This is a genomic window from Ottowia beijingensis (assembly GCF_013423955.1).
Taxonomy (GTDB): Bacteria; Pseudomonadota; Gammaproteobacteria; order Burkholderiales; family Burkholderiaceae_C; genus Ottowia; species Ottowia beijingensis.
Window position 1 is genome coordinate 633813 of the sequence record NZ_JACCKX010000001.1, and the last position, 22588, is coordinate 656400.

General features: G+C 68.4%; 18 protein-coding genes and 3 pseudogenes. 14 read left to right on the forward strand and 7 right to left on the reverse strand.

Going from position 1 to position 22588, the window contains the following annotated elements; all coding sequences use genetic code 11:
- Window positions 1-39: 39 nt before the first annotated feature.
- Together H0I39_RS03220 and H0I39_RS03225 are read left to right on the forward strand one after the other, a co-directional pair.
- Window positions 40-1344: a tryptophan--tRNA ligase gene (locus H0I39_RS03220; RefSeq protein WP_180549538.1), complete on the forward strand. Its 1305-nt coding sequence runs from the start codon at window positions 40-42 to the stop codon at window positions 1342-1344.
- A gap of 105 nt (window positions 1345-1449) precedes the next feature.
- On the forward strand, window positions 1450-2055 hold the full coding sequence (locus H0I39_RS03225) for a response regulator transcription factor (protein WP_180549539.1): 606 nt from the start codon (window positions 1450-1452) through the stop codon (window positions 2053-2055).
- Here H0I39_RS03225 and H0I39_RS03230 read toward each other — a convergent pair.
- The 4 genes from H0I39_RS03230 to H0I39_RS03245 all read right to left on the reverse strand — a co-directional run bounded on the left by H0I39_RS03230 (window position 1997) and on the right by H0I39_RS03245 (window position 5701).
- A complete protein-coding gene (locus H0I39_RS03230) occupies window positions 1997-3445 on the reverse strand; it encodes a sensor histidine kinase (protein ID WP_180549540.1) in 1449 nt (482 codons plus the stop codon). The two genes, H0I39_RS03225 and H0I39_RS03230, sit on opposite strands and share 59 nt — an antisense overlap.
- A 31-nt stretch (window positions 3446-3476) precedes the next feature.
- Window positions 3477-4574, reverse strand: a complete 1098-nt coding sequence (aroC, locus tag H0I39_RS03235) for a chorismate synthase (protein ID WP_180549541.1) — start codon at window positions 4572-4574, stop codon at window positions 3477-3479.
- Between the two features lie 42 nt (window positions 4575-4616).
- Entirely contained in the window at window positions 4617-5036 is a 420-nt protein-coding gene (locus H0I39_RS03240; protein WP_180549542.1) for a guanylate cyclase, read from the reverse strand.
- A gap of 197 nt (window positions 5037-5233) precedes the next feature.
- A complete protein-coding gene (locus H0I39_RS03245; RefSeq protein ID WP_180549543.1) occupies window positions 5234-5701 on the reverse strand; it encodes a CBS domain-containing protein in 468 nt (155 codons plus the stop codon).
- An 82-nt stretch (window positions 5702-5783) separates the two neighbouring features.
- Here H0I39_RS03245 and H0I39_RS03250 point away from each other — a divergent pair, with 82 nt between their 5' ends.
- Both H0I39_RS03250 and H0I39_RS03255 read left to right on the forward strand, forming a co-directional pair.
- Window positions 5784-7118: an O-acetylhomoserine aminocarboxypropyltransferase gene (locus tag H0I39_RS03250; protein WP_180549544.1), complete on the forward strand. Its 1335-nt coding sequence runs from the start codon at window positions 5784-5786 to the stop codon at window positions 7116-7118.
- Between the two features lie 2 nt (window positions 7119-7120).
- Complete coding sequence (locus H0I39_RS03255; protein WP_180549545.1) at window positions 7121-7927, forward strand: alpha/beta fold hydrolase; 807 nt, start codon at window positions 7121-7123, stop codon at window positions 7925-7927.
- Between the two features lie 368 nt (window positions 7928-8295).
- On the opposite strand, the gene H0I39_RS03260 is transcribed toward H0I39_RS03255, so the two are convergent.
- Complete coding sequence (locus H0I39_RS03260) at window positions 8296-9570, reverse strand: YihY family inner membrane protein (RefSeq protein ID WP_180549546.1); 1275 nt, start codon at window positions 9568-9570, stop codon at window positions 8296-8298.
- Here H0I39_RS03260 and H0I39_RS03265 point away from each other — a divergent pair.
- A complete protein-coding gene (locus tag H0I39_RS03265; RefSeq protein WP_180551670.1) occupies window positions 9550-10119 on the forward strand; it encodes a DUF2069 domain-containing protein in 570 nt (189 codons plus the stop codon). The genes H0I39_RS03260 and H0I39_RS03265 overlap by 21 nt on opposite strands.
- A 154-nt stretch (window positions 10120-10273) precedes the next feature.
- Window positions 10274-11712 (forward strand): annotated as a pseudogene (locus tag H0I39_RS03270) (FAD-binding oxidoreductase).
- A gap of 91 nt (window positions 11713-11803) precedes the next feature.
- Here the strand turns inward: H0I39_RS03270 and H0I39_RS03275 are convergent.
- A complete protein-coding gene (locus tag H0I39_RS03275) occupies window positions 11804-13969 on the reverse strand; it encodes a GNAT family N-acetyltransferase (RefSeq protein ID WP_180549547.1) in 2166 nt (721 codons plus the stop codon).
- 777 nt (window positions 13970-14746) lie between these two features.
- On the reverse strand, window positions 14747-15262 hold the full coding sequence (locus H0I39_RS03280; RefSeq protein WP_307776764.1) for a MarR family winged helix-turn-helix transcriptional regulator: 516 nt from the start codon (window positions 15260-15262) through the stop codon (window positions 14747-14749).
- 105 nt (window positions 15263-15367) lie between these two features.
- Between H0I39_RS03280 and H0I39_RS03285 the strand changes: the two genes are divergently transcribed.
- From H0I39_RS03285 to H0I39_RS03320, 8 genes and pseudogenes are all read left to right on the forward strand, one after another.
- Window positions 15368-17059, forward strand: coding sequence for an FAD-dependent monooxygenase (locus tag H0I39_RS03285; RefSeq protein ID WP_180549549.1), 1692 nt, complete (start codon window positions 15368-15370; stop codon window positions 17057-17059).
- Window positions 17060-17073: 14 nt separating this feature from the next.
- The gene (locus H0I39_RS03290) at window positions 17074-17268 is read left to right on the forward strand and encodes a DUF2783 domain-containing protein (RefSeq protein ID WP_180549550.1); all 195 of its coding nucleotides are present in this window, start codon (window positions 17074-17076) and stop codon (window positions 17266-17268) included.
- 19 nt (window positions 17269-17287) lie between these two features.
- Window positions 17288-17859, forward strand: a pseudogene (locus tag H0I39_RS03295) (VOC family protein).
- 145 nt (window positions 17860-18004) lie between these two features.
- Window positions 18005-19320: pseudogene (gene fahA, locus H0I39_RS03300) on the forward strand (fumarylacetoacetase).
- Between the two features lie 322 nt (window positions 19321-19642).
- Window positions 19643-19900 (forward strand): type II toxin-antitoxin system Phd/YefM family antitoxin, encoded by a 258-nt coding sequence (locus H0I39_RS03305; RefSeq protein WP_180551671.1) that lies wholly within the window; start codon window positions 19643-19645, stop codon window positions 19898-19900.
- Window positions 19900-20328 carry a type II toxin-antitoxin system VapC family toxin gene (locus tag H0I39_RS03310; RefSeq protein ID WP_180549551.1) on the forward strand — a complete coding sequence of 143 codons (429 nt, stop codon included), beginning with the start codon at window positions 19900-19902 and terminating at the stop codon, window positions 20326-20328. Before H0I39_RS03305 ends, H0I39_RS03310 begins: the two co-directional genes overlap by 1 nt.
- A 38-nt stretch (window positions 20329-20366) precedes the next feature.
- Entirely contained in the window at window positions 20367-21557 is a 1191-nt protein-coding gene (gene dinB, locus H0I39_RS03315) for a DNA polymerase IV (protein WP_180551672.1), read from the forward strand.
- A gap of 121 nt (window positions 21558-21678) precedes the next feature.
- Complete coding sequence (locus tag H0I39_RS03320) at window positions 21679-22521, forward strand: enoyl-CoA hydratase-related protein (protein ID WP_180549552.1); 843 nt, start codon at window positions 21679-21681, stop codon at window positions 22519-22521.
- The last annotated feature ends 67 nt before the right edge of the window (window positions 22522-22588 follow it).

Below are 22588 nucleotides of genomic sequence, written 5' to 3' on the forward strand. Positions count from 1 at the left end.
GCGCCGCCTCTTTCCTGTTTGCTCCTGTTTTCATTGCAGATGACTACCCGCGTCCTCACCGGCATCACCACCACCGGCACCCCGCACCTGGGCAACTACGTCGGCTCCATCCGCGCGGCGGTGCGCGCCAGCCGCCAGCCGGGCGTGCAAAGCTTCTATTTCCTGGCCGACTACCACGCGCTCATCAAGTGCGACGAGCCCGCGCGCATCCAGCGCAGCACGCTCGAGATCGCCGCCAGCTGGCTGGCCGCCGGACTGGACCCGGAGCACGTGACCTTCTACCGCCAGTCCGACATCCCCGAGATCCCGGAGCTGACCTGGCTGCTCACCTGCGTCACCGGCAAGGGCCTGCTGAACCGCGCCCACGCCTACAAGGCCATGCTGGACAAGAACGCCGCCGCGGGTGCCGACCCGGACAGCGACGTCAGCGCCGGCCTGTTCATGTACCCGGTGCTGATGGGTGCCGACATCCTGATGTTCAAGGCCCACCACGTGCCGGTGGGGCGCGACCAGATCCAGCACATCGAGATGGCGCGCGACATGGCGGCCAGCTTCAACCACCTGTACGGTGAACACTTGGTGCCGCCCGAGGCGCTGATCGACGACAACGTGGCCCTGCTGCCCGGCCTGGACGGCCGCAAGATGAGCAAGAGCTACGACAACACCATCGCCCTGTTCGGGCCGCGCGAGCAGCTGCGCAAGCAGATCATGGGCATCGTGACCGATTCGCGCGCACCGGGCGAGCCCAAGGACACCGAAGGCTCGGCGCTGTACCAGATCTACCGCGCCTTCGCCGACGATGCCGAGGCCGCGGCCTTTGCGCAGGCGTTTGCCGACGGCATCGCCTGGGGCGACGCCAAGCAGGCGCTGTTCGAGCGCATCGACGCCGAGATCGGCCCGATGCGCGAGCGCTACGAGCACCTGATGGCGCACCCCGAGGAAGTCGAGCGCCTGCTGCTGCGCGGCGCCGAGAAGGCGCGCGCCATCGCCACGCCTTTCATGGCGGCCTTGCGCCATGCCGTGGGCCTGCGGCCACTGCAGGCCACAAGCGGCGCCAAGCCGGCACAGCCAGCTACCAAAACCGCAGCAAGCTGCAGCTTCAAGCAATACCGCGAAGCCGATGGGCGCTTCTATTTCAAGCTGGTCGACGCCGCCGGCCAGTTGCTGCTGCAAAGCCGCGGCTTCGAATCGCCACGCGATGCCGGCCAGGCCGTCAAGCGCCTGCAGACCGAAGGTGCCGCGGCGCTGGCAACCCTGGCCGACCGGCTGGAGCTGCCCGCCGACGGCCCCGCACCGACGCTGCGCGAAGCCCTGCAGGCCCTGCAGGAAGCCCAGCAAGCGTGAACTATTGGGTACGCTGCCGTGCCCGGGCCCGCCTCACCCCGCCTCATGGCGCGACGGCTCAGGCACAATGGTTCGCACTAGAGAAAAAGTATTAGGAGAACCGGTTTGGCCATCTACGTTATCGATGATCACCCGCTGATGCGCGAAGCGGTGGTGATGCTGCTGCGGCGCGTTCGCCCCGGTTCCGATGTGGTGGAGCTGTCGCAGCTGTCCGAGCTGGACCGCGCGGTGGCCAGCAAGGGCGAGCCCGAACTGTTCTGCCTGGATCTGAAGCTGCCCGACACCGTGGGCATCTCCGGCGTCAAGCTGCTCAAGGGCCTGTTCCCCGACGTGCCGCTGGCCGTCATCTCGGCCACACCCGCCGCCGACGTGGAGGAATGGTGCCGCGAAGCCGGCGCCGATGTCTACATCGAGAAATCCGCCGGCGCCAGCGAGATCGCCACCGCGCTGCGCGCCATGCTGCTCACCGACAGCCAGTTCGGCGATCTCGAAGACGGCGAAGGCAAGGTCGACACCAAGCTGTCCAAGCGCCAGAAGCAGCTGATCTTGATGCTGGACGAGGGCCTGTCCAACCGCGACATCGCCGAGCGCCTGGGCATCAGCGAGCACACGGTGAAGGTGCACCTGTGGCGCCTGTTCCGCCGCCTGGGCGTCAAGAGCCGGACGCAGACCCTGCACTTTGCCCGGATGAATGGATTGCTGAGTTCCTGAAGCCCGGTGTCGCAGCCCGGGGCTCGGGCGGCACCAGCACGCGGAACACCGTGCCCAACCTCGGCTGCGAGCGCATCGACACCGGGTATCCCTGCCGGCTCGACAGCCGCTGCACGATGGACAACCCCAGGCCGAAGCCCTCCTCGGTACCGGCGGTCCTGACCTTGTAGAACTCGCCGAAGATCTGCCCCTGCTCGTGCGCGGCGATGCCGATGCCGGTGTCCCACACCTCGAACAGCACCGCATCGCCACGCCGGCGTGCCGCCAGCAGAATGCCGCCCTGCAGGGTGTAGCGGATGGCGTTGGCCACCAGATTGCCCAGGATGCGCCGCAGCAGGATCGGATCGGACTGCACCGTGAGCTGCGGCGACCGGATGCGCAGCGCCAGCCCCTTCTGTTGCGCCATCGGGCTGAACTGCACCTGCAGGTCGGACAGCAGTTCGGGCACGTCGATGGCGCGCACGTCGATGTCGAAGCGCCCCGCATCCAGCTTGACGAGGTCGAACAGCGAATCGAACAGCGCGTTGATGGCCTGGGTGGACTGCAGGATTTTCGGCCCCAGCTCGTGCACGAGCTCGGGCTCGTTGCTCAGCCACTCGGCGTAAATGCCCAGCGCGCTGACGGGCTGCTTCAGGTCGTGCGCGGCGCCGGCCAGGAAGCGGTCCTTGAAGCGCGAGGCCTCTTCGGCCAGGCCCTTCTGCTCGCGCAGCGAGTGGATGAGGCGCGCGTTGTGGTAGCTCAGGTCGATGCTCTCGCGGTACAGCTCGTGCAGCTGGCGCGCCATGCGCAGCAGCATCAGCCAGTAGACGCCCAGCACGGCCGGAAACCAGAAGTCGCGCCCCTGCGTCATGTGCTCGGGCCACACCACGATGATGGTGCCGACGCTGGCCGCCACGCAGGCCAGGAAGGTCCAGAGGAAAACGCGCGTGACTTGCAGGTGCGCCGACATCCAGGCCACGGCCACGCCGCCGACGCCTGCCGTCAGCATCCAGCACACCACTTCCGATTCGGGCGGCAGGCGGCCGTGGAACACCAGCGGCCACACGCCCCAGCTGATGGCGTTGAGCGGCCAGAACCAGCGGTGCCGGTGCAGATAGGCCAGCTGGTGGTCGATCTGGCCCTCGCGCGCCAGGCGCAGGAAGCCGCGCACCACGCGGTAGCGCACCACGGCCACCGCCAGCGAGGTGCCCAGCACGGCATACAGCACCGTGCGCAGCGCGTGCGACCAGCTCAGCCAGGCCAGCACCGCCACCACGGCCAGGGCCGCCCACTGCGAGGTGTCCACGCCGCGCATCACCGTGGCCATCTTGGTGGCCTCGACCCAGTCCGCCTCCGACACGCGGACGATGGCGTCGGCCGTCCGCCGCGCTGTCGTCGACGCCGAGTTCATGGTGCCCGCGCCCGCAGCCGCTGGCGCCCGGTCACGGCGCGGCGGCGCCGAAGCCCGCCGGCACGGCCACGTCGCCGCACTGCGCGCGGTGGCGCAGCGCGTGCTCCATCACCACCAGCGCCAGCAGCGCCTCGGCAATCGGCGTGGCGCGGATGCCGACGCAGGGGTCGTGGCGGCCCTTGGTGATCACCTCCACCGGCTGCCCCTCGGTGTTGAGCGAGGCGCGCGGCACCAGGATCGAACTGGTGGGCTTGATGGCGATGGCCACTTCCAGGTCCTGCCCGGTGCTGATGCCGCCCAGCACGCCACCGTCGCGGTTGCTCTCGAACGTGCCGCCGGGCAGCAGCGAATCGCCGTGCGCGCTGCCCTGGTGCGCCACGCTGGCAAAGCCGTCGCCGATCTCCACGCCCTTGACGGCGTTCAGGCCCATCAGCGCGTGCGCGATGTCGGCGTCCAGCCGGTCGTAGATCGGCTCGCCCAGGCCGACGGGCATGTGCCGCGCCGTCACGCGCAGGCGCGCACCGCAGCTGTCGCCGCGCTTGCGCAGGGCGTTCATGTAGTCCTCGATGGCGCTCACATCGGCCACGGGGGCGAAGAAGGGGTTGTTGGGCACGTGCTCCCAGCCTTCGAAGCCGATGGCCAGCTCGCCCACGTGGGTCATGCAGCCGTGGAAGGTGGTGCCGTGGCGTTCCTTCAGCCACTTGCGCGCCACCGCGCCAGCCGCCACCGTGGGCGCCGTCAGGCGCGCCGACGAGCGCCCGCCGCCGCGTGGGTCGCGCACGCCGTACTTACGCCAGTAGGTGTAGTCGGCGTGGCCGGGGCGAAAGCTCTGCGCGATGTCGCCGTAGTCCTTGCTGCGCTGGTCGGTGTTGCGGATCAGCAGGCAGATCGGCGTGCCGGTGGTCAGGCCCTGGTACACGCCAGAGAGAATCTCGACCTGGTCCGCCTCGTTGCGCTGGGTGACGAACTTGCTGGTGCCGGGACGACGACGGTCCAGCTCGGGCTGGATGTCGGCCTCGCTCAGGGGCATGCCGGGCGGGCAGCCGTCGATGACGCAGCCGATGGCCGGGCCGTGGGATTCTCCGAAGTTGGTGACGGCAAACAGGTTGCCGAGGGTGTTGCCGCTCATGCGCCGGATTATCGCCATCCGGCGGCGGCCGCAGCCGCCAGCTCAGCCCAGCCGCAGGTAGCGCGGCAGCAGCAGCGCCGCCTTGCGCAGGAATTCGTGCTCGTGCTGCGGCACCTCGATGGGCTCGAAGTCGAAATGGCACAGCGTGCCCTGCAGGTCGGCGCCGCTGTGCGTCAGCGGCAGGCCGATGTAGCTGTTCAGGATGCCCTGGTACGGGTGGCCGTTCAGCCGCGCGTCCTGCCCCGAATGGTCGATCAGCATGCAGCCGTCGCGCAGCACGAACTGGCAGAAGCTGCTCGTCAGCGGCACGGCCAGCAGCGCCTCGGGCGCGATTTCGCCAAGCTTGTCGAACAGGCCCACATTGTGCAGCGTGGCGTCGCGCAGCTGGTAGAAGCCAGTGAAGCGGTGCGGCACGCGCTGGTTCAGAAAGCGCAGGCCGGCGGCCAGGCCGTCCTGGTCCATGCAGGCGCGCAGGGCGAGCAGTGTGTGTCCATCTCGGGCTTGGCCATCCGCCGTGCCCTTCAGGCACGCTGCCGGCAGCGGGCGGGCAATATCGATATTGATAGCTGCCGGCGCCCGCTACAAGCCATTTTCAAAGCGATTTGGCTTGAAAGCATTGCATGGCGGGCGCAACCCACTATCAAAACAATACCAACGGATCAGGGCAGATTGGGCTCGGTGTGCTTCGAGCCGTCTTCCGGCCAGTCCTTGATGTAGGCCTTGAGCATGCGGTTCTCGAAGTTCTGCCGGTCCACCACCGTCTTGGCGACGTCGTAGAAGCTGACCACGCCCACCAGCTGGCGGTTCTCGATCACCGGCAGGTAGCGCGCGTGGTGGTCGAGCATCATGCGGCGCACCTCGTCCAGCTCGGTCTCCAGCGTGCAGATCAGCGGGCCGTCGTCCATGGCGCGGTAGACCGACGTGGTGCCGAAGCTGCCGCCGTTGCGCACCGTGGCCGCGATCACCTCGCGGAAGGTGAGCATGCCCACCACCAGCCCGTGCGACATCACCACCAGCGAGCCGATGTCCTTCTCGCTCATGATCTTCGCCGCGTCGGCCACGCTGTCCTCGGGCGTGATGGTGTAGAGCGCGTGGCCCTTCACCCGCAAAATATCGCTGACTTTCATTGCTGCTGCTCCGGTGTCGCCCGCGGGCGACTTTGGCCGGTGAATATAGCCCACAATGTCCGCTCGCCAAGGAGACAAGCCCATGCCCGGCCATGCCGATCCCGCCTTCGACACGCTGGCCATCCACGCCGGCGCCCAGCCCGACCCCGCCACCGGCGCGCGCGCCGTGCCCATCCACCTCTCGACCTCGTTCGTGTTCGATTCCAGCGACCACGCCGTGTCGCTGTTCAACCTGGAGCGCTCGGGCCACGTCTACAGCCGCATCAGCAACCCCACCTGCGCGGTGCTGGAGCAGCGTGTGGCGGCGCTGGAAGGCGGTATCGGCGCCATTGCCACCGCCAGCGGCCAGGCCGCGCTGCACCTGGCAGTCTGCACGCTGATGGGCGCGGGCGGCCACATCGTCGCCAGCACGGCGCTGTACGGCGGCAGCCAGAACCTGCTGCACTACACACTGCGCCGCTTCGGCATCGAGACCACCTTCGTCAAACCGGGCGACCTGGACGCATGGCGCGCCGCCATCCGCCCCAGCACGCGCCTGCTGTTCGGCGAGACGGTGGGCAACCCGGGGCTGGAGGTGCTCGACATCCCCGCCGTCGCGCAGATCGCGCACGACGCCGGCGTGCCGCTGCTGGTCGATTCGACCTTCACCACGCCGTATCTGCTCAAGCCCTTCGACCATGGTGCCGACCTGCTGTACCACTCGGCCACCAAGTTCCTCAGCGGCCATGGCACGGTGATCGGCGGCGTGCTGGTCGATGGCGGCAGCTTCGACTGGGACAAGGCATCGACAAGCGCCGCTGATGGCAGCGCGGGCAAATTCGCCGAACTCACCGAACCCTACGACGGCTTTCACGGCATGGTGTTCAGCGAGGAGAGCACCGTCGGCGCCTTCCTGCTGCGCGCGCGCGAGGGCCTGCGCGACTTCGGCGCTGCCTTAAGCCCGCATTCGGCGTGGCTCATCCTGCAGGGCATCGAAACGCTGCCGCTGCGCATGGAACGCCATATCGCCAACACCGAAGCCGTGGTGCGCTTTCTGGCCGAACACTCCTTCGTCGCGCGCGTCGGCCACCCGCTGCTCGAATCGCACCCCAGCCACGCCATTGCCAACCGGCTGCTCAAGCACGGCGCCAAGGGTGCCGGCAGCGTGTTCAGCTTCGACCTGAAGGGCTCGCGCGAGCAAGGCAAGAAGTTCATCGAGACGCTGAAGCTCTTCAGCCACCTGGCCAACGTGGGCGACTGCCGCAGCCTGGTGATCCACCCCGCCAGCACCACGCATTTCCGCATGAGCGACGAGGCGCTGGCCGGCGCCGGCATCGGGCCGGGCACCATCCGTCTGTCGATCGGGCTGGAAGACCCGGCCGACCTGATCGACGACCTGAAGCGCGCCTTGAAAGCCGCGCAAAAGGCAGGAGCCTGACCATGCTCATCCAAGTCAACGGCGCCCCCGTCTACGCCTACACCGGCGGCAAGAGCTTCGATGCCGCCAAGCCCACCGTGGTCTTCATCCACGGCGTGCTGAACGACCACAGCGTGTGGATTCTGCAAAGCCGCTACCTGGCGCACCACGGCTGGAACGTGCTGGCCATCGACCTGCCCGGCCAGGGCAAGAGCGGCGGCCAGCCGCCCGCCAGCGTGGAAGAAGCGGCCGATGTCGTCCTCGCCCTGCTGGGCGCCGCCGGCATCGACCAGGCGGCGCTGGTGGGTCACAGCTTTGGCAGCCTGATTGCGCTGGAAGCCGCCGCGCGCTCGCCCGCGCACGTGAGCCACCTGGTGCTGGTGGGCACGGCCTTCCCGATGGCGGTGTCGCCGGCGCTGCTGGAGGCCTCGGTCAAGGCGCCCGAGAAGGCGATCGCCATGGTCAACACCTTCTCGCACAGCACGCTGTGCCCGCCGCCATCGGCGCTGGGGCCGGGCACCTGGCTGTACGGCGGCTCGCGCGCGCTGATGCGGCGCATGCTGGCCAGCAACACCGAGACCAACGTGTTCTACACCGGCTTCAAGGCCTGCGACAGCTACGCGGGCGGCGAGCAGGCGATGGCCGCGGTGCACTGCCCCACCCTGTTCCTGGTCGGCCGGCACGACCAGATGACGCCGCCGAAAGCCGCCAAGGCGCTGGCCGCGCACGCGCGGCTGTCGAAGATCGTCGAGGTGAACGCCGGCCACGCGCTGATGACCGAGGCGCCGGACGAGGTGCTGTTCGCGCTGCGCGACTTTCTGGCGGCCTGATCCTGTTTCGCGTCAAAAAGACAGCTGCGCGCGCGCGGTGCGATGACGGAATGACCTCGCGGCGCTTCGATGACGGCGGCTGCGCCGCCATGATGCCAGCCAGGTGCGAGGCATTCCGCGCCTCACTGGTGTCATTTCGTCATTTCGTCATCACGCCGCGCAGCGGCGAAGTCATGGCGTCAGCCGTCAAAGGCCAACGCCTGGAGCACGAAACGGGCAGAGCTTGAAACGGCATGAACTGCGCAGGCGACACCATATACTCCCACACCACCACCCCGCCAGCGCCCGTTTTACTGGCGCTGGAGACATATACCCCACTATTTCACTGCCATCACGGCCGGGCGCAGCGCCACGCGCCGCGGCGCGCGTCACCCCGCCGGCGGCTTGGGCATGGGCGCGGCGGTCTCGCGCGGCGGCAGGATATCGGCCACCGTCATGCCGGCCAGAAAATCGTGCTCCCACCAGCCCGACAGCGCCTGGTCGGGCTTGAGCAGCAGCCGCTCGACCAGCGGCCGCAGCGGCTGCTGCGCGGGGTCGAACAGCAGCACGTGGCGCGGCTCCTCGTTCTCGGTGTGGGTGCCCAGCTGGCCCACCCAGTCCAGTTCGTCCAGCGCCTCCATCACCGGCGACAGTTGCAGCGTGTCCACCTTCAGCCAGTTGGCCAGCTGCGGCAGCGTCAGCCCGCGGGTCTGCGTGTCGCGCACGCGGGCCAGCGATTGCAGCACCTCGGTGGCGAGCTGAAAGTCCCACCCCGGCCCGCCGCCGCGGCGCGCCACGCCGCCCAGCAGGCTGGGCAGGTAGGCCGCGATGACGGCGCCGAACAGCACGATCAGCCACGACATGTAGATCCACAACAGCAGGATCGGCACCGTGGCAAAGGCGCCGTAGATCAGCGAATAGGTGGGAATGCGCGACAGATACAGCCCCAGCCCCCACTTGGCCAGCGCCATGCACACGGCCACGAACAGCGCGCCGGCCAGCGCGTGCTTCCACTTCACCGGCGTGTTGGGCACGAAGCGGTACAGCAGCGTCAGGCCGAACGTCATCAGCAGGAACTGCACCGTGTCCAGCGCCAGGTTCACGCCGCCGCCGATGTCGGGCAGCCAGCCGCGCGAGGCCGTGAGCACGTAGGAGCTGATGGCCAGGCTGGCGCCCATGACCAGCGGCCCCAGCGTGAGCGCCGCCCAGTACACCAGCACGCGCTGGCCCAGCGGGCGCTTGACCGTGACGCGCCAGATCTGGTTGAGCGTCTGGTCGATCGTCAGCACCAGCGACACGGCGGTGAAGGTCAGCACCGCAAAGCCCACCAGGCCCAGCTCGCTCGCCTTGCCGGCGAACTGCGTCAGGTAATCCAGCACGTTGCGCGCGATGCTGGCAGGGATCACGCTGCTGGCCAGCCACTGCTCCAGCGCCTCGCGCATCTGCGCAAAGACCGGAAACGCCGTGAACACCGACAGCACCACGGCAAAGAACGGCACCAGCGCCAGCGTGGTGGTGAAGGTGAGCGAGCTGGCCGTCAGCCCCAGGCGGTCCTGCTGAAAGCGCTCCCACAACGTGGCAGCGGTGGGCAGCACGGGGAAGTCCGTCACGTCGGTGACGAAGGACTGCGCGCGCGTCTTGAGCTGTTCCAGCTTCGACTTCATGCTGGGTATGATGCCACCGCCCATGCCGCCCCCGCCGCCGCCGCACCCGCCACGCCCTCGCCCGCCGTCCGCGCCACCCGCAGCGTGGCCGTGGCCAGCCTGCTGGCGCTGTTCGCGCTGTGCCTGGCGTGGGAGCTGTGGCTGGCGCCGCTGCGGCCCGGTGGCTCGTGGCTGGCGCTGAAGGCACTGCCGCTGCTGCTGCCGCTGCCCGGCCTGCTGCGCCTGCGCATGCTGAGCTACCGCAAGACCGCGCTGTTCATCTGGCTGTATTTCGTCGAAGGCGTCGTGCGCGCCACCAGCGACCGCGCGCCCTCGGCGTGGTATGCGTGGGGCGAGGTGCTGCTGACCATCGTTCTGTTCGCTGCCTGCGCCGCGCATGTGCGGCTGCGCCAGCGGCAGGCGCGCGCGGCAGGGCTATCGGCAGCCTGCCCTCTTGACGGTTGCCAGCATGACGGCGCGTGCCGCGCAAGAAAGCCCCTCTCCCTCTGGGAGAGGGTTGGGGTGAGGGCCGGCAGCGTGTCATGTATGACGGAATGGCCAACAGATTGATGAGACCTGTGGGAGCGGGCTTGCCCGCGATGGGGCGCCATGCTTCATGGATGCGCCCATCGCGGGCAAGCCCGCTCCCACAACATGATTTCAAGCCATTCAGGGCTCCAGCGCCCGTCCATCAAGCGCGAGCAGCTACTTATTTTGAAGCGCCATGACCACTGATACAGCTCTTCTCGACACCCTGCGCCAGGCCGTCGGCACCGGCCACGTGCTGACCGGCGATGGCCTGATCGGCTACGAGCAGGACTGGCGCCAGCGCGCGCGCGGCCGGGCGCTGGCGGTGGTGCGACCGGGCAGCACCGACGAGGTGGCGGCCGTGGTACGCGCCTGCGCGGCGGCCGGCGCCAGCATCGTACCGCAGGGCGGCAACACCGGGCTGGCGGTGGGCAGCGTGCCCGACGACAGCGGCACGCAGGTGGTGCTGAGCCTGCGCCGCATGGACGCCGTGCGCGCCATCGACGCCGCCAACCTGACGATCACGGTGGAGGCTGGCGGCATCCTGCAGAACCTGCAACAAGCCGCCGAGCAGGCAGGCTTCCTGTTCCCCTCAGCATGGCCTCGGAAGGCAGTTGCACCATCGGCGGCAACCTGGCCGCCAACGCCGGCGGCACGCAGGTGGTGCGCTACGGCAATGCGCGCGAGCTGTGCCTGGGGCTGGAAGTGGTGACCGCGCAGGGCGAAGTGTGGAACGGCCTGAGCGGCCTGCGCAAGGACAACACCGGCTACGACCTGCGCGACCTGTTCATCGGCAGCGAAGGCACGCTGGGCATCATCACCGCGGCGACGATGAAGCTCTACCCGCTGCCCGCCGCCCGGCTCATCGCCTGGGCCGCCGTGCCCTCGATGCAGGCCGCCGTAGATCTGCTGGGGCTGGCGCACCAGCACCTGGGCGCGGGGCTGACAGGGTTCGAGGTGATGAACCAGTTTGCGCTCAGCCTGGTGGACAAGCACTATCCGCAGCAGCGCGTGCCGCTGTTCCGCACGTCGCCGTGGTGCGTCTTGCTGGAAAACTCGGATCACGAGAGCGAAGACCACGCCCGCACGCTGTTCGAGCGCCTGCTCGAAGCCGCGCTGGAAGCCGGCTGCATAAACGACGCCGTGGTGGCCGAGAGCCTGTCGCAGGCGCAGGCCCTGTGGCACATCCGCGAGAGCATTCCGCTGGCGCAGGCCGAGGAAGGACTGAACATCAAGCACGACATCAGCGTGGCGGTGTCGCGCATCCCCGCCTTCGTGGCCGAGACCGATGCGCTGCTGGCGCAGGCCATCGCCGGCGTGCGGCTGGTCGACTTCGGCCATCTGGGCGACGGCAACCTGCACTACAACGTGCAGGCGCCCGAAGGCGGCGATGCCAAGGCCTTCTTGCGCGAGCAGGAGGAGCGCATCAACACGCTGGTGTTCGACGCCGTGGCGCGGCACGGCGGCTCGATCAGCGCCGAGCACGGCATCGGCAGCCTGAAGGCCGCCAAGCTGCCGCACTACAAGTCACCGGTGGCGATGCGGATGATGCGCGCGCTCAAGCAGGCGCTGGATCCGCAGGGCATCCTGAATCCGGGGCGGGTGCTGGCAGAAAGCGCGTCCCGCCCGCTGTAGGTGCGGGCTGGCCCGCGATCGGCATCTCTGCGGGGCCGGCCGCCGGATCACGGCCAGGGCCGCGGCTACAGAACCGGCGTCAACGCCCGCGTCATGTACACCGCCTCGGCGCCATAGCTTTCCAGCGCAGCGTCCGCGACCGCAGGTGCGAAGCCGTGGCGTTGCCAAAGGCGCCCGTGCCCTGCACCGATACCAGCGCGGCATGGTCCATGCCTTCGGCGCGCGCCTGCTGCCAGGCCGCGCCCAGCAAGGCCTGCGCCAGCCCGCGACCGGCGTGGGACGGGTGCACCGCCAAGTCGTGCAGGTACAAGGTATCGGGGGTATCGCGCGCGGCGAAGTCACCGTGCAGCGGCGTGACGGCGCCGCGCGCCGACCAGTAGGCAGCCAGGTAGGCCAGCAGCACGCCGTCGTCGCCGCGCACCGCCAGGCTGCATTGCGCGGAGTTTGCCAGGCGGCGGACATAGACCGCGGCGCCTTCCAGAAACTCGGCGTCATAGCAGGCCGCCTGCACAGCCAGCAAATCGGGCACGTCGGAGGGCCCCAGCGGCTGAGGCTGCCAGCGCATCGGCCTTGCCCTCATCGGCTCAGGCGCCCCCGCACCGCTGCGGCCAGCCGCGTTCAACGCCCGGCTTTGCCCGGTGCGTAAGGCTTGGCGCGCGGCGCACCGGCGCGCGCAGCAGGGCGGCCGGCCGGCTTGAAGGAACTCTCTTTTATAGCTGCCAGCGCCCGACGGACGGGCGTCGAAGGGCGATTTCTCTTTGAAGCCACCGCCGATCTGCTTGGGGCCGCGCGACTCGCCAAAGCCACGGCGCGGCGCACCGCTGCGTGCGCCGGGTCGACCACCACCGCCCTTGCGTGCGGGCGGGCGCTGCTCCTGGATCGGCGGGAAGAACTTGGTCGGCTCCAGCCCGTCGATGGTGAGCGGGCGGAAGTGCTGCTGCGTGTAGGCCTCGATGTCGGCCAGGCGGCGGCGGTCGCGGAACTCGGCCAACGTGATCGCCAGGCCGTCGCGCCCCGCGCGGCCGGTGCGACCGATGCGGTGGGTGTAATCCTCGGCCTTCATGGGCAGGCCGAAGTTGATCACGTGCGTGATGGTCGGCACGTCGATGCCACGCGCGGCCACGTCGGTGGCCACCAGGATCTGCACGCGGCCATCGCGCAGCGCGCCCAGGCGGCGGTTGCGCACGGCCTGGCTTAAAGCGCCGTGCAGCGACACGGCGGCAAAGCCGGTCTGCTGCAGTTCCTCGGCCAGTTGCTCGCATTCGATCTGCGTGCAGGCGAACACGATGGCCTGGTCGATGCCCGGATCGCGCAGCCAGTAGTCGAGCAGGCGGCGCTTGTGTTCGGGGCTGTCGGCCCAGTACAGCTCTTGCCGGATGTTGGCGTGGCTTTGCTGCGGCGTGTCCACCTGCACCTTCTGCACCTTGCTGCCGCCGTCGTGCATCACGCGCAGCGCCAGTTGCTGGATGCGCGGCGCGAACGTGGCGCTGAACATCATGGTCTGCTGGCGCTGCGACGTGAGCTGGTGCACCTCGGCCAGCGCGTCGGCAAAGCCCAGGTCGAGCATGCGGTCGGCCTCGTCCATGACGAGAAAGCGCACCTGGTCCAGCTTGATCTGGCCGCTGCCGGCCAGGTCGAGCAGGCGGCCGGGCGTGGCCACCACCAGGTTGGCGTTCTGCAGCTTGGCGATCTGCAACTGGTACGGCATGCCGCCCACGATGGTGGCAATGCGCACGCCGCGGCAGTGCTTGACCAGGTCGATGGCATCGGCCGCCACCTGCTGCGCCAGCTCGCGCGTGGGGCACAGCACCAGCGCGCCGGGCACGGCGGGCTTGAACTTGCGCGCATCCAGCGGGCTGCGGCGGCGCGGCTTCTTGGGCGCGGGCTCGCCGGCGGCCAGGGCGGCGGCGACCTTGGCGTCCCAGGCGGCTTTCTCGCGCGCGGCTTCCTCGGCCTGCATGCCGATCAGGGTGTGCAGCACGGGCAGCAGGAAGGCGGCTGTCTTGCCGCTGCCGGTCTGGCTGCTGACCATGAGGTCGTTGAAGCCTTCGGCGTGCGGCTCGAGCGCCAGCGGAATGGCGCGCTGCTGCACGGCGGTGGGCTCGGTGAAGCCCAGGTCGCGCACGGCGGCCAGCAGCTCGGGCGCCAGGCCCAGGGCGGCGAAGCGGTCTTGATTGGGTTCGTCAGCTGCGGTCTCGATGGCTGACGGCGTGGTGTCGGCGGTGGCCAACAGGTCTTTTTCCTCGAAAGAGGCCATTTTGAATCTCTGCTTTCCCGCATGCCACGGCACGCACACCAAAGGTGCGCGGGCCACGACAGGCGTCAAATGGTGGGCGATGAAAAACGCCCGGGTAACACGGATCGCGACCCACCATCTGACAACGCCGACCGGCTTGCCGCGCCCAAAAAGCGCGGCGGCGGTGCGGGAGACAGGCCACCGGAATCTGAAAAACCCGGTGCCGATAACGTGGCTGCGCGGTGCGCACACCAAGGTGGTGTGCCTGCCCGGCAGCCCGTGCGAGAAGGAAGATTGCGGCTGCTCACGTCTTGCGACGTGCATCCGCGCCAAGCATGGCTGTCTGGCGCGAAGCCCACGATTCTCGCACGAATGCGCGCGGATGGCAAATGCGGCGAACACGGCCGCTCTGGATTCAGGAGCTTGCCGCGCTTGGCTGGCGCGGAACCGGCGGCCGGTGGATGGGTGTGGTGCAAGTGCCCCCATGGCGCGTTGCACATGCGGACGCACGTCGTGCCACCAAAAACAAGCGATAGCCATTTGGCGCGGCATGGCAGTCCTGAAAAAGAAGCTGCTAGCGCCCGATGTGCGGGCGCTGGGCGTTTTTTGCCATGTAAAAATTTTCAGAGGTCCCCCTGTTCATCCGTGCCACTCGCGCGCACGGTGACGAATGGCCAATGACTTCGCTGCGCTTCAACGACCAATGGCAACGCCTCGTTTGTCATGCCGGCGCCAGCCGGCGTCATTCGTCATTCGTCATTCGTCATTCGTCATTCGTCATTCGTCATTCGTCATTCGTCATTTCAAGTCCGCCACCTGCCGCGCGTGCGCCACCAGCTTGCTCAGCATGCGGTCGAACTGGGCCTGCTCGGCGGGGCTGAGGCAGGCCACGATCTCGGCGTTGCGGCGGTGGATGACCTTCATCAGCCGGTGGTACAGCGCCTCGCCCTCGGGCGTGAAGCTCAGCACCACGCCGCGTGCGTCGTCCGGGTCGGGCTGCTTGCGCACCAGGCCGCGCAGCACCAGCGCCTGCGCGGCGCGGCTGGCCTGGCCCTTGTCCACGTTGGCGGCGTAGGCCAGGTGCTGCACCGACAGCGGCGCGAACGCGCCCACCGCCGTCAGGCAGCGGCCCTCGCCCAGCGACAAATCGGTCACCGCGCCGTAGGCCGCCAGCGTGACCTTGTCGGTCAGTTTCTGCAGGCTGTGCAGGCGGTGGGTGTAGGTGTCGCCCAGCGGGCGGGTGCCCTGGCGCGGCCGCGCCGGCGGCGCAGCAGGGGCGGTGGAACGCGGACCGGAACGGGGGCGTGAAGGCAAGGCTTGACCCATCTCAACAATGGTTGCGTGCGCAACCAATTACAGGAATAATAGTGCATCTTTGCACAAGCGCCGGCGCCGCGGCGCGCACCCCCAGGAGACACGATGCACCAGCCGACGACCGAGCCGCGCCCGTCGATCTATTACGACTACCGCGTGCATGCGCCCTGGCTACCCTCGCAGCACGGCGCGCAGCCGCGCCACAAGGTGGTGATCGCCGGCTCCGGCCCCGCGGGCATGGTGGCCGCGCTGGAGCTGGCGCGCCATGGCGTGCCCAGCGTGCTGGTCACGGCCGAGCTCCAGGTGTCGCAGGGCAGCCGCGCCATCGTGTTCACGCGCCGCTCGATGGAGATCCTGCAGCAGGTGGGCACCGCCCAGCGCATGACCGAGAACGGCCTGCCCTGGCGCTTCGGCAACTCGATTTACAAGGGCCAGACGGTGTTTCGCATGGAGGCGCCGCACAGCGCCGACGACCGCTTCTTTCCCATGCTGAACATCCAGCAGCAGTACATGGAGGAATACCTGATCGACGCCTGCGCCGCCAGCGGGCTGATCGACTTCCGCTGGGGCAACAAGGTGGTGAAGGTGGCGCAGCAGAGCGACCACGCCATCGTCACCATCGACACGCCCGAAGGCGAATACGTGCTGGCCACCGACTGGCTGATCGCCGCCGATGGTGGCCGCTCCAGCATCCGCGAAGGCCTGCAGCTGAAGATGGAAGGCGCCTCGTACGAGGGCCTGTTCGTCATCGCCGACATCCGCATCGACCTGCCCTTCCCCACCGAGCGGCTGGCCTTCTTCGACCCCACCTGGAACCCCGGCAACACCATCCTGATGCACCGCGAGCCGCACGGCATCTGGCGCGTCGACTATCAGCTGCCGCCGGGCGAGAAGCCCGAGGACGCACTGAAGCCCGAATCGCTGAAGGCCCGCATCGACGCGCAACTGGCCATGATCGGCCATGGCGGCACGCCGTGGGAGATGGACTGGTGCTCGGTCTATTCGGCCCGCACGCTGACGCTGCCCGACTACGTGGTCGGCCGCGTGCTGTTCACCGGCGATGCGGCGCACCTGCTGCCGATCTTCGGCGTGCGCGGCGCCAACACCGGCTTTCAGGACGCGCAATCGCTGGCCTGGCACCTGGCCTTCGTCATCAAGGGCCTGGCCAGCGAAAAGCTGCTGGCCAACCACAGCGCCGAGCGCGTGGGCGCCGCGCGCGAGATCATCGACGAGGCGGGCAAGAGCACGCGCTTCATGGCGCCGCCCACGCGCGGCTTTCGCGTCCTGCGCGATGCGGTGCTGTCGCTGTCGCGCACGCAGGACTTCGTGCGCCCGCTCTACCACTGGCGCACCTCGCGCCCGCACGAGTACACGCACTCCATGCTCAACAGCCCGGGCGACGACAACGCCCTGTTCACCGCCGGCCCGGCGCACGGCGCGCCGCCGCAGAACGTGCGCCTGGGCGCGGACGATTTCCTGCTCGACCACCTGGGCGGCGGGTTCGATCTGCTCTACTTCACCGACGCTGCCAGCCTGCCGCAGCCGCTGCAGGACGTGATCGCCGAAGTGCGCGGCCGTGGCGTGCCGGTGCGCGTGACCGCTGTGGGCAGCGCCACGCCAGTGCAGGGCGCCGATCAGACCTTCGCCGACGCCGACGGCCACTTCCGCCAGCGCTACGGCATCAGCGCCAGCGGCGGCGCCTACCTGCTGCGGCCCGACCAGCACGTGTGCGCGCGCTGGCTCACACTGGATGCCACGCGCCTGCAAGCCGCCTTCCACCAGGCACTGCCGCAATGAGAATGGAGACCCGCATGAACGCGAAAACCCAAGCCCTCAGCATCCCCGACCTGGAAACCGTGTACGACGTGCTGGCCCAGGCCATCGACCAGGCCGGGCCGGAGAAGGCCGAGCTGTTCCTCGTCAAGCTCGCCCTGCTCAACGCCAATGCGCTGGCCCAACCCGAAACCGTGCGGCAGCACATCCAGGCCGCGCTGCAAGACCTTTGACCCCCGCCACCCTCTCACCATCCGAAGGAGACAAACCCATGGCCCTCATCGAAAAATCCACCACGTCGCCTACCGCTGCAAGAACGCCAAGCAGACCGTGGAGTGGTACCAGAAGTACCTCGACATGGACTTCATCCTGGCCATTGCCGAGAACGAAGTGCCGTCGACGAAGGAGCCGGACCCGTACATGCACATCTTCCTGGACGCCGGCAACGGCAACGTGCTGGCCTTCTTCGAGCTGCCCACCCGGGCCGAGATGCTGTCGCCCGCCGATGCCAACACGCCCGCGTGGACGCAGCACCTGGCGCTCAAGGTCGATTCGGTCGACACCATGCTGAAGGTGAAGCAAAGCTCGAGGCCGACGGCATCGAAGTCATCGGCCCCACCGACCACACCATCTTCAAGTCGATCTACTTCTTCGACCCCAGCGGCCACCGCCTGGAGCTGGCCGCCAACACCTCGACGCCCGAGATGGACAAGGAACTGGACCGCGTGAAGTGGGACATGCTGAACGAGTGGGACCGCACCAAGAAGGCGCCCGAGCATGCGCGCTGGATGCACGACGGGACTGGCAAGGTCGGCGCGCATTGACCCGCCGGCGCGTCCGTCTTTCACCGATCTCACCACGCCCTGAAGCCCCCTCTCCCGCTCGCGGGAGAGGGTTGGGATGAGGGCTCGGCATCCACCGCCCCCGCGGCCCCATGCCCAGCTCACCCCGCCTTTCTGCGAGTCCCCCATGACCCCACTGAACGAAACCCACGACCCCAATCTGACCAGCTGGGTCGCCTCCGCCAACGACGGCCAGACCGACTTCCCGATCCAGAACCTGCCCTTCGCCATCTTCCGCCGCCAGGGCAGCAGTGAGGCGTGGCGCGGCGGCGTGGCCATCGGCGACCAGATCGTCGACATGGCCGCCGCCGTGCAGGCCGGCGTGTTCAACGGCGAGGCCCTGGCAGCGGCGCAGGCCGCGGCTGAACCGACGCTGAACAATCTGATGAGTCTGGGCCCGCAGCCCTTGTCCCACCTGCGCAAGGTGCTATCGAAAGCATTGCAAACTGGCTCGTCGCAGCAAGCCGCGCTGCAAGCCTGCCTGGTGCCGCAAGCGCAGGCCGAATACAGCCTGCCCGCGCGCATTGGCGACTACACCGACTTCTACACCTCGGTGCACCACGCCACCAACATCGGCAAGCAGTTCCGCCCCGACAACCCGCTGCTGCCCAACTACAAATGGGTGCCCATCGGCTACCACGGCCGCAGTTCCAGCATTGGCATCTCGGGCCAGGCCTTCAAGCGCCCCAAGGGCCAGGTCAAGCCGCCCGACGCCGACGTGCCCGTGCTGAAACCCAGCGCGCGCATGGACATCGAGCTGGAAATGGGCGTGTTCGTCGGCCAGGGTAACGCGCTCGGCGAGCCGGTGACGATGGCCGAGGCCGAAGACCACATCTTCGGCCTGGTGCTGTTCAACGACTGGTCGGCGCGCGACATCCAGCCATGGGAATACCAGCCGCTCGGCCCCTTCCTGGCCAAGAACTTCGCCTCCACGGTGTCGCCCTGGGTGGTGACGATGGAAGCGCTCGCCCCTTCCGCGCCCCCTTCAGTCACCCGGAAGGCGACCCGCAGCCCCTGCCCTACCTGAGCAGCGCCGCCAACAGCGCGCAGGGCGGGCTCGACATCGAACTCGAAGCACTGATCCTGACCGACAAGATGCGCGCCGCCGGCGCCGCGCCCGAGCGCATCACCCGCACCAACTACAAGCACGCCTACTGGACCGCCGCGCAGATGGTCACGCACCACACCGTGAACGGCTGCAACCTGCGGCCCGGCGACCTGCTGGGCACCGGCACGCTGAGCGGCCCCACCCTGGACCAGGCCTGCGCGCTGATCGAGCTGACCACCGGCGGCAAGAACCCGATCCAGCTCGCCAACGGCGAAAGCCGCACCTGGCTGGAGGACGGCGACACCATCGTGCTGCGCGGCTGGTGCCAGAAGGAAGGCGCCGCGCGCATCGGCTTTGGCGAATGCGTGGGCACGGTGCTGCCCGCGGCGGCCTGACGGCGCAGCCCACCCGCTCGCCTTCGGGGCGGTGACGAGCCATGTTGGAGAGCGGGGCGCCAGCGCTGCAGGGATCACATACTCCTGCATAGATACCCGCTGGCGCCCGACTGACGGGAGCTTGACATTGATACCCCTATTGACTGACTGAGAACCTATGGGAGCGGGCTTGTCCGCGTGAAGCACTATTGCTGGCGATGCGCCCATCGCGGGCAAGCCCGCTCCCACAAAAGAAACTGGCCCGGCCCAGAGCCACCCACATTTGACCGCCAAGTCCAGCTCTCTTAAACTAGTCATCTACCTAGTTTGATTGGAGGTGACCATGCACGCTTGGCCGGTTCAGGATGCGAAGGCGCGCTTCAGCGAGTTTCTGGACGCCTGCCTGTCTGAAGGCCCGCAGATGGTGACCCGGCGCGGCGCAGAAGCGGCCGTGCTGGTGCCCGTCGACGAATGGCGGCGCCTGCAGCACGCCGCGCGTCCTTCGCTGAAGCAGTTGCTGCTGTCCGACGAGGCACGCACCGATCTGCTGCTGCCCCCGCGTGGCCGCGCGCGGCGCCGCCCGGTGCCGGTGGCCGAGTGATGTACCTGCTCGACACCAACGTCGTCTCCGAGCTGCGCCGACCGCGGCCGCACGGCGCGGTGCTGGCGTGGCTGCAGTCGGTGGACGATGCACAACTGTTTCTCTCGGCCGTCACGCTGGGCGAGATCCAGGCCGGCATCGAACTGACGCGCGAACAGGACGCGACCAAGGCCAGCGAGATCGAGACCTGGCTCGACCAGGTGGCGGCTGCCTACAACGTACTGCCGATGGACGCGGCGCTGTTGCGCGACTGGGCCAGGCTGATGCATCGCCGTTCGGACACACTGTACGAAGACGCCATGATCGCCGCCACGGCGCGCGTGCACGGCCTGACGGTGGTCACGCGCAACGTGGCCGATTTCAAGGCGCTGGGCATGGATGTGCTGAACCCCTTCGTCACGCCCCGCTCCCCTGGTGCAGCGCCTTGACACTAGCCACGCCACCCCGCCGCATCGCCCACCTCGACATGGACGCCTTCTACGCGTCGGTCGAATGGCTGCGCTATCCGCAGCTGAAGGGTTTGCCGATGGTGATTGGCGGCGGGCGGCGGCGCGAGGATGAACTGATCGCACGCCTGAACACCGAGCGCCCCGAACGCAGCTGGACCGCCGCCGACCTGGCCGACATTCCGGTCGATTTCTTCCCGCTGCTGCGCGACTACGTGGGCCGCGGCGTCATCACCACGGCCAGCTACGCCGCGCGCCCGTTCGGCATCGGCTCGGCCATGGGCTTGATGAAGGCCGCCAGGCTGTGCCCGCAGGCCATCCTGCTGCCAGCCGATTTCGACGAATACCGGCGCTGTTCGCGCGCCTTCAAGCAGGTCATCCAGGGCATCGCGCCGGTGATGGAAGACCGCGGCATCGACGAGGTGTACATCGACTTCACCCACGTGCCCGGCGGCCAGCGCGAGGGCGGGCGCGTGCTGGCGCGGCTGATCCAGAAAAGCATCTTCCAGGCCACGGGCCTGACCTGCTCCATCGGCGTGGCGCCCAACAAGCTGCTGGCCAAGATGGCGAGCGAGTTCAACAAGCCGAACGGCATCAGCATCGTGCACGAGGCCAATCTGCAAACACTGATCTGGCCCCTGCCCTGCCGCAAGATCAACGGCATCGGCCCCAAGGCCGACGCGAAGCTGCAAGCCCACGGCATCACCACCATCGGCGAGCTGGCCGCGCGCGAGCGGTCGTGGCTGGTCGAGCACTTCGGCCGCAGCTACGGCGCCTGGCTGCACGACGCCGCGCACGGCCGCGACGAGCGCCCGGTGGTGACCGAAAGCGAGCCCGTCAGCATGAGCCGCGAAACCACCTTCGACCGCGACCTGCACGCCGTGCACGACAAGGCCGAACTGGGGGCCATCTTCACGCGGCTGGCCGAACAGGTGGCGGCCGACCTGCAGCGCAAGGGCTACGTCGGCAAGACCATCGGCATCAAGCTGCGCTACACCGACTTCAAGATCGCCACGCGCGACACCACCGTGGCCGAGCACACCAACGACGCGCGCCGCATCCGCCAGGTGGCGGGGCAGTGCCTCAAGCGCGTGCCGCTCGACCGCCGCCTGCGCCTGCTGGGCGTGCGTGTGGGCTCGCTGGTGAAGGCTGCGGAGCTGGCGGGGGCCAAGTCTTCAGAAGAAGACCTGGACCTGCCGCTGTTTCAGTAAGCGCTGACAGCTATCTTTTTACAAGCATCCAGGCGCTGCAAGCACTGCGGGAGCACTGTGCCTGGCCGCGTAGTCCCTCACGCGATTGCGCCCGCCCCGCCAAGCGCACTACAGTGCGCGCATGAACACTCCCACCCTCACCTGCTTCCAGCTCACCATCACCGACCACGTCGCCCACCTGGTGCTCAGCCGCCCCGAGGCGATGAACACCATGGGCCCCGTCTTCTGGCGCGAGCTGGACGAGGTGCTCGACCACATCAACAAACGCGGACAGGCGCGCGCCCTGGTGCTCTCCAGCACCGGCAAGCACTTCTCGGCCGGCATGGCGCTTGACGTGTTCGGCGGCGCCATCCAGATGGACGACGCCAGCCCCGAAGGCCGCGCCGCCATCGCCGACCTGCTCGGCGGGCTGCAGGCCACCTTCACCAGGCTGGAGACACTGCGCATCCCCGTCATTGCCGCCATCCACGGCGGCTGCATCGGCGGCGCGGTCGATCTGGTCACGGCCGCGTGCATCCGCTACGCCACGGCGGACGCCTTCTTCTGCATCCAGGAGATCAACATCGGTATGGTGGCCGACGTGGGCACGCTGCAGCGCCTGCCGAAGCTTGTGCCGCTGGGCGTGGTGAAGGAACTGGCCTACACCGGCCGCCGCATGCCCGCCGCCAGGGCGCGCGAGGTGGGCCTGGTCAACGAAGTGTTCGACACGCCCGAGGCCTGCCTGGCCGCCGCCCTGCAGTGCGCGAAAGAGATCGCCGCCAAGCCGCCCGTGGCCATCTGGGGCACCAAGCAGGTCATTCACTACGCGCGCGACCATTCGGTGGACGATGCCCTGCGCCAGATGGGCTGGGTGCAGGCCGCCATCTGGAGCAACACCCACGTGTGCGAGGCCGTGACGGCGATGAAGGACAAGCGCGAAGGGCGCTTTCCGCCGCTGGCCGAGCTGCGCGACTTTGGTGCCTGAGGCACGTTGACCAAGGAGACCAACAGATACTCCCCATATAGGCATACCTTAGCGCCCGAATTTTCTG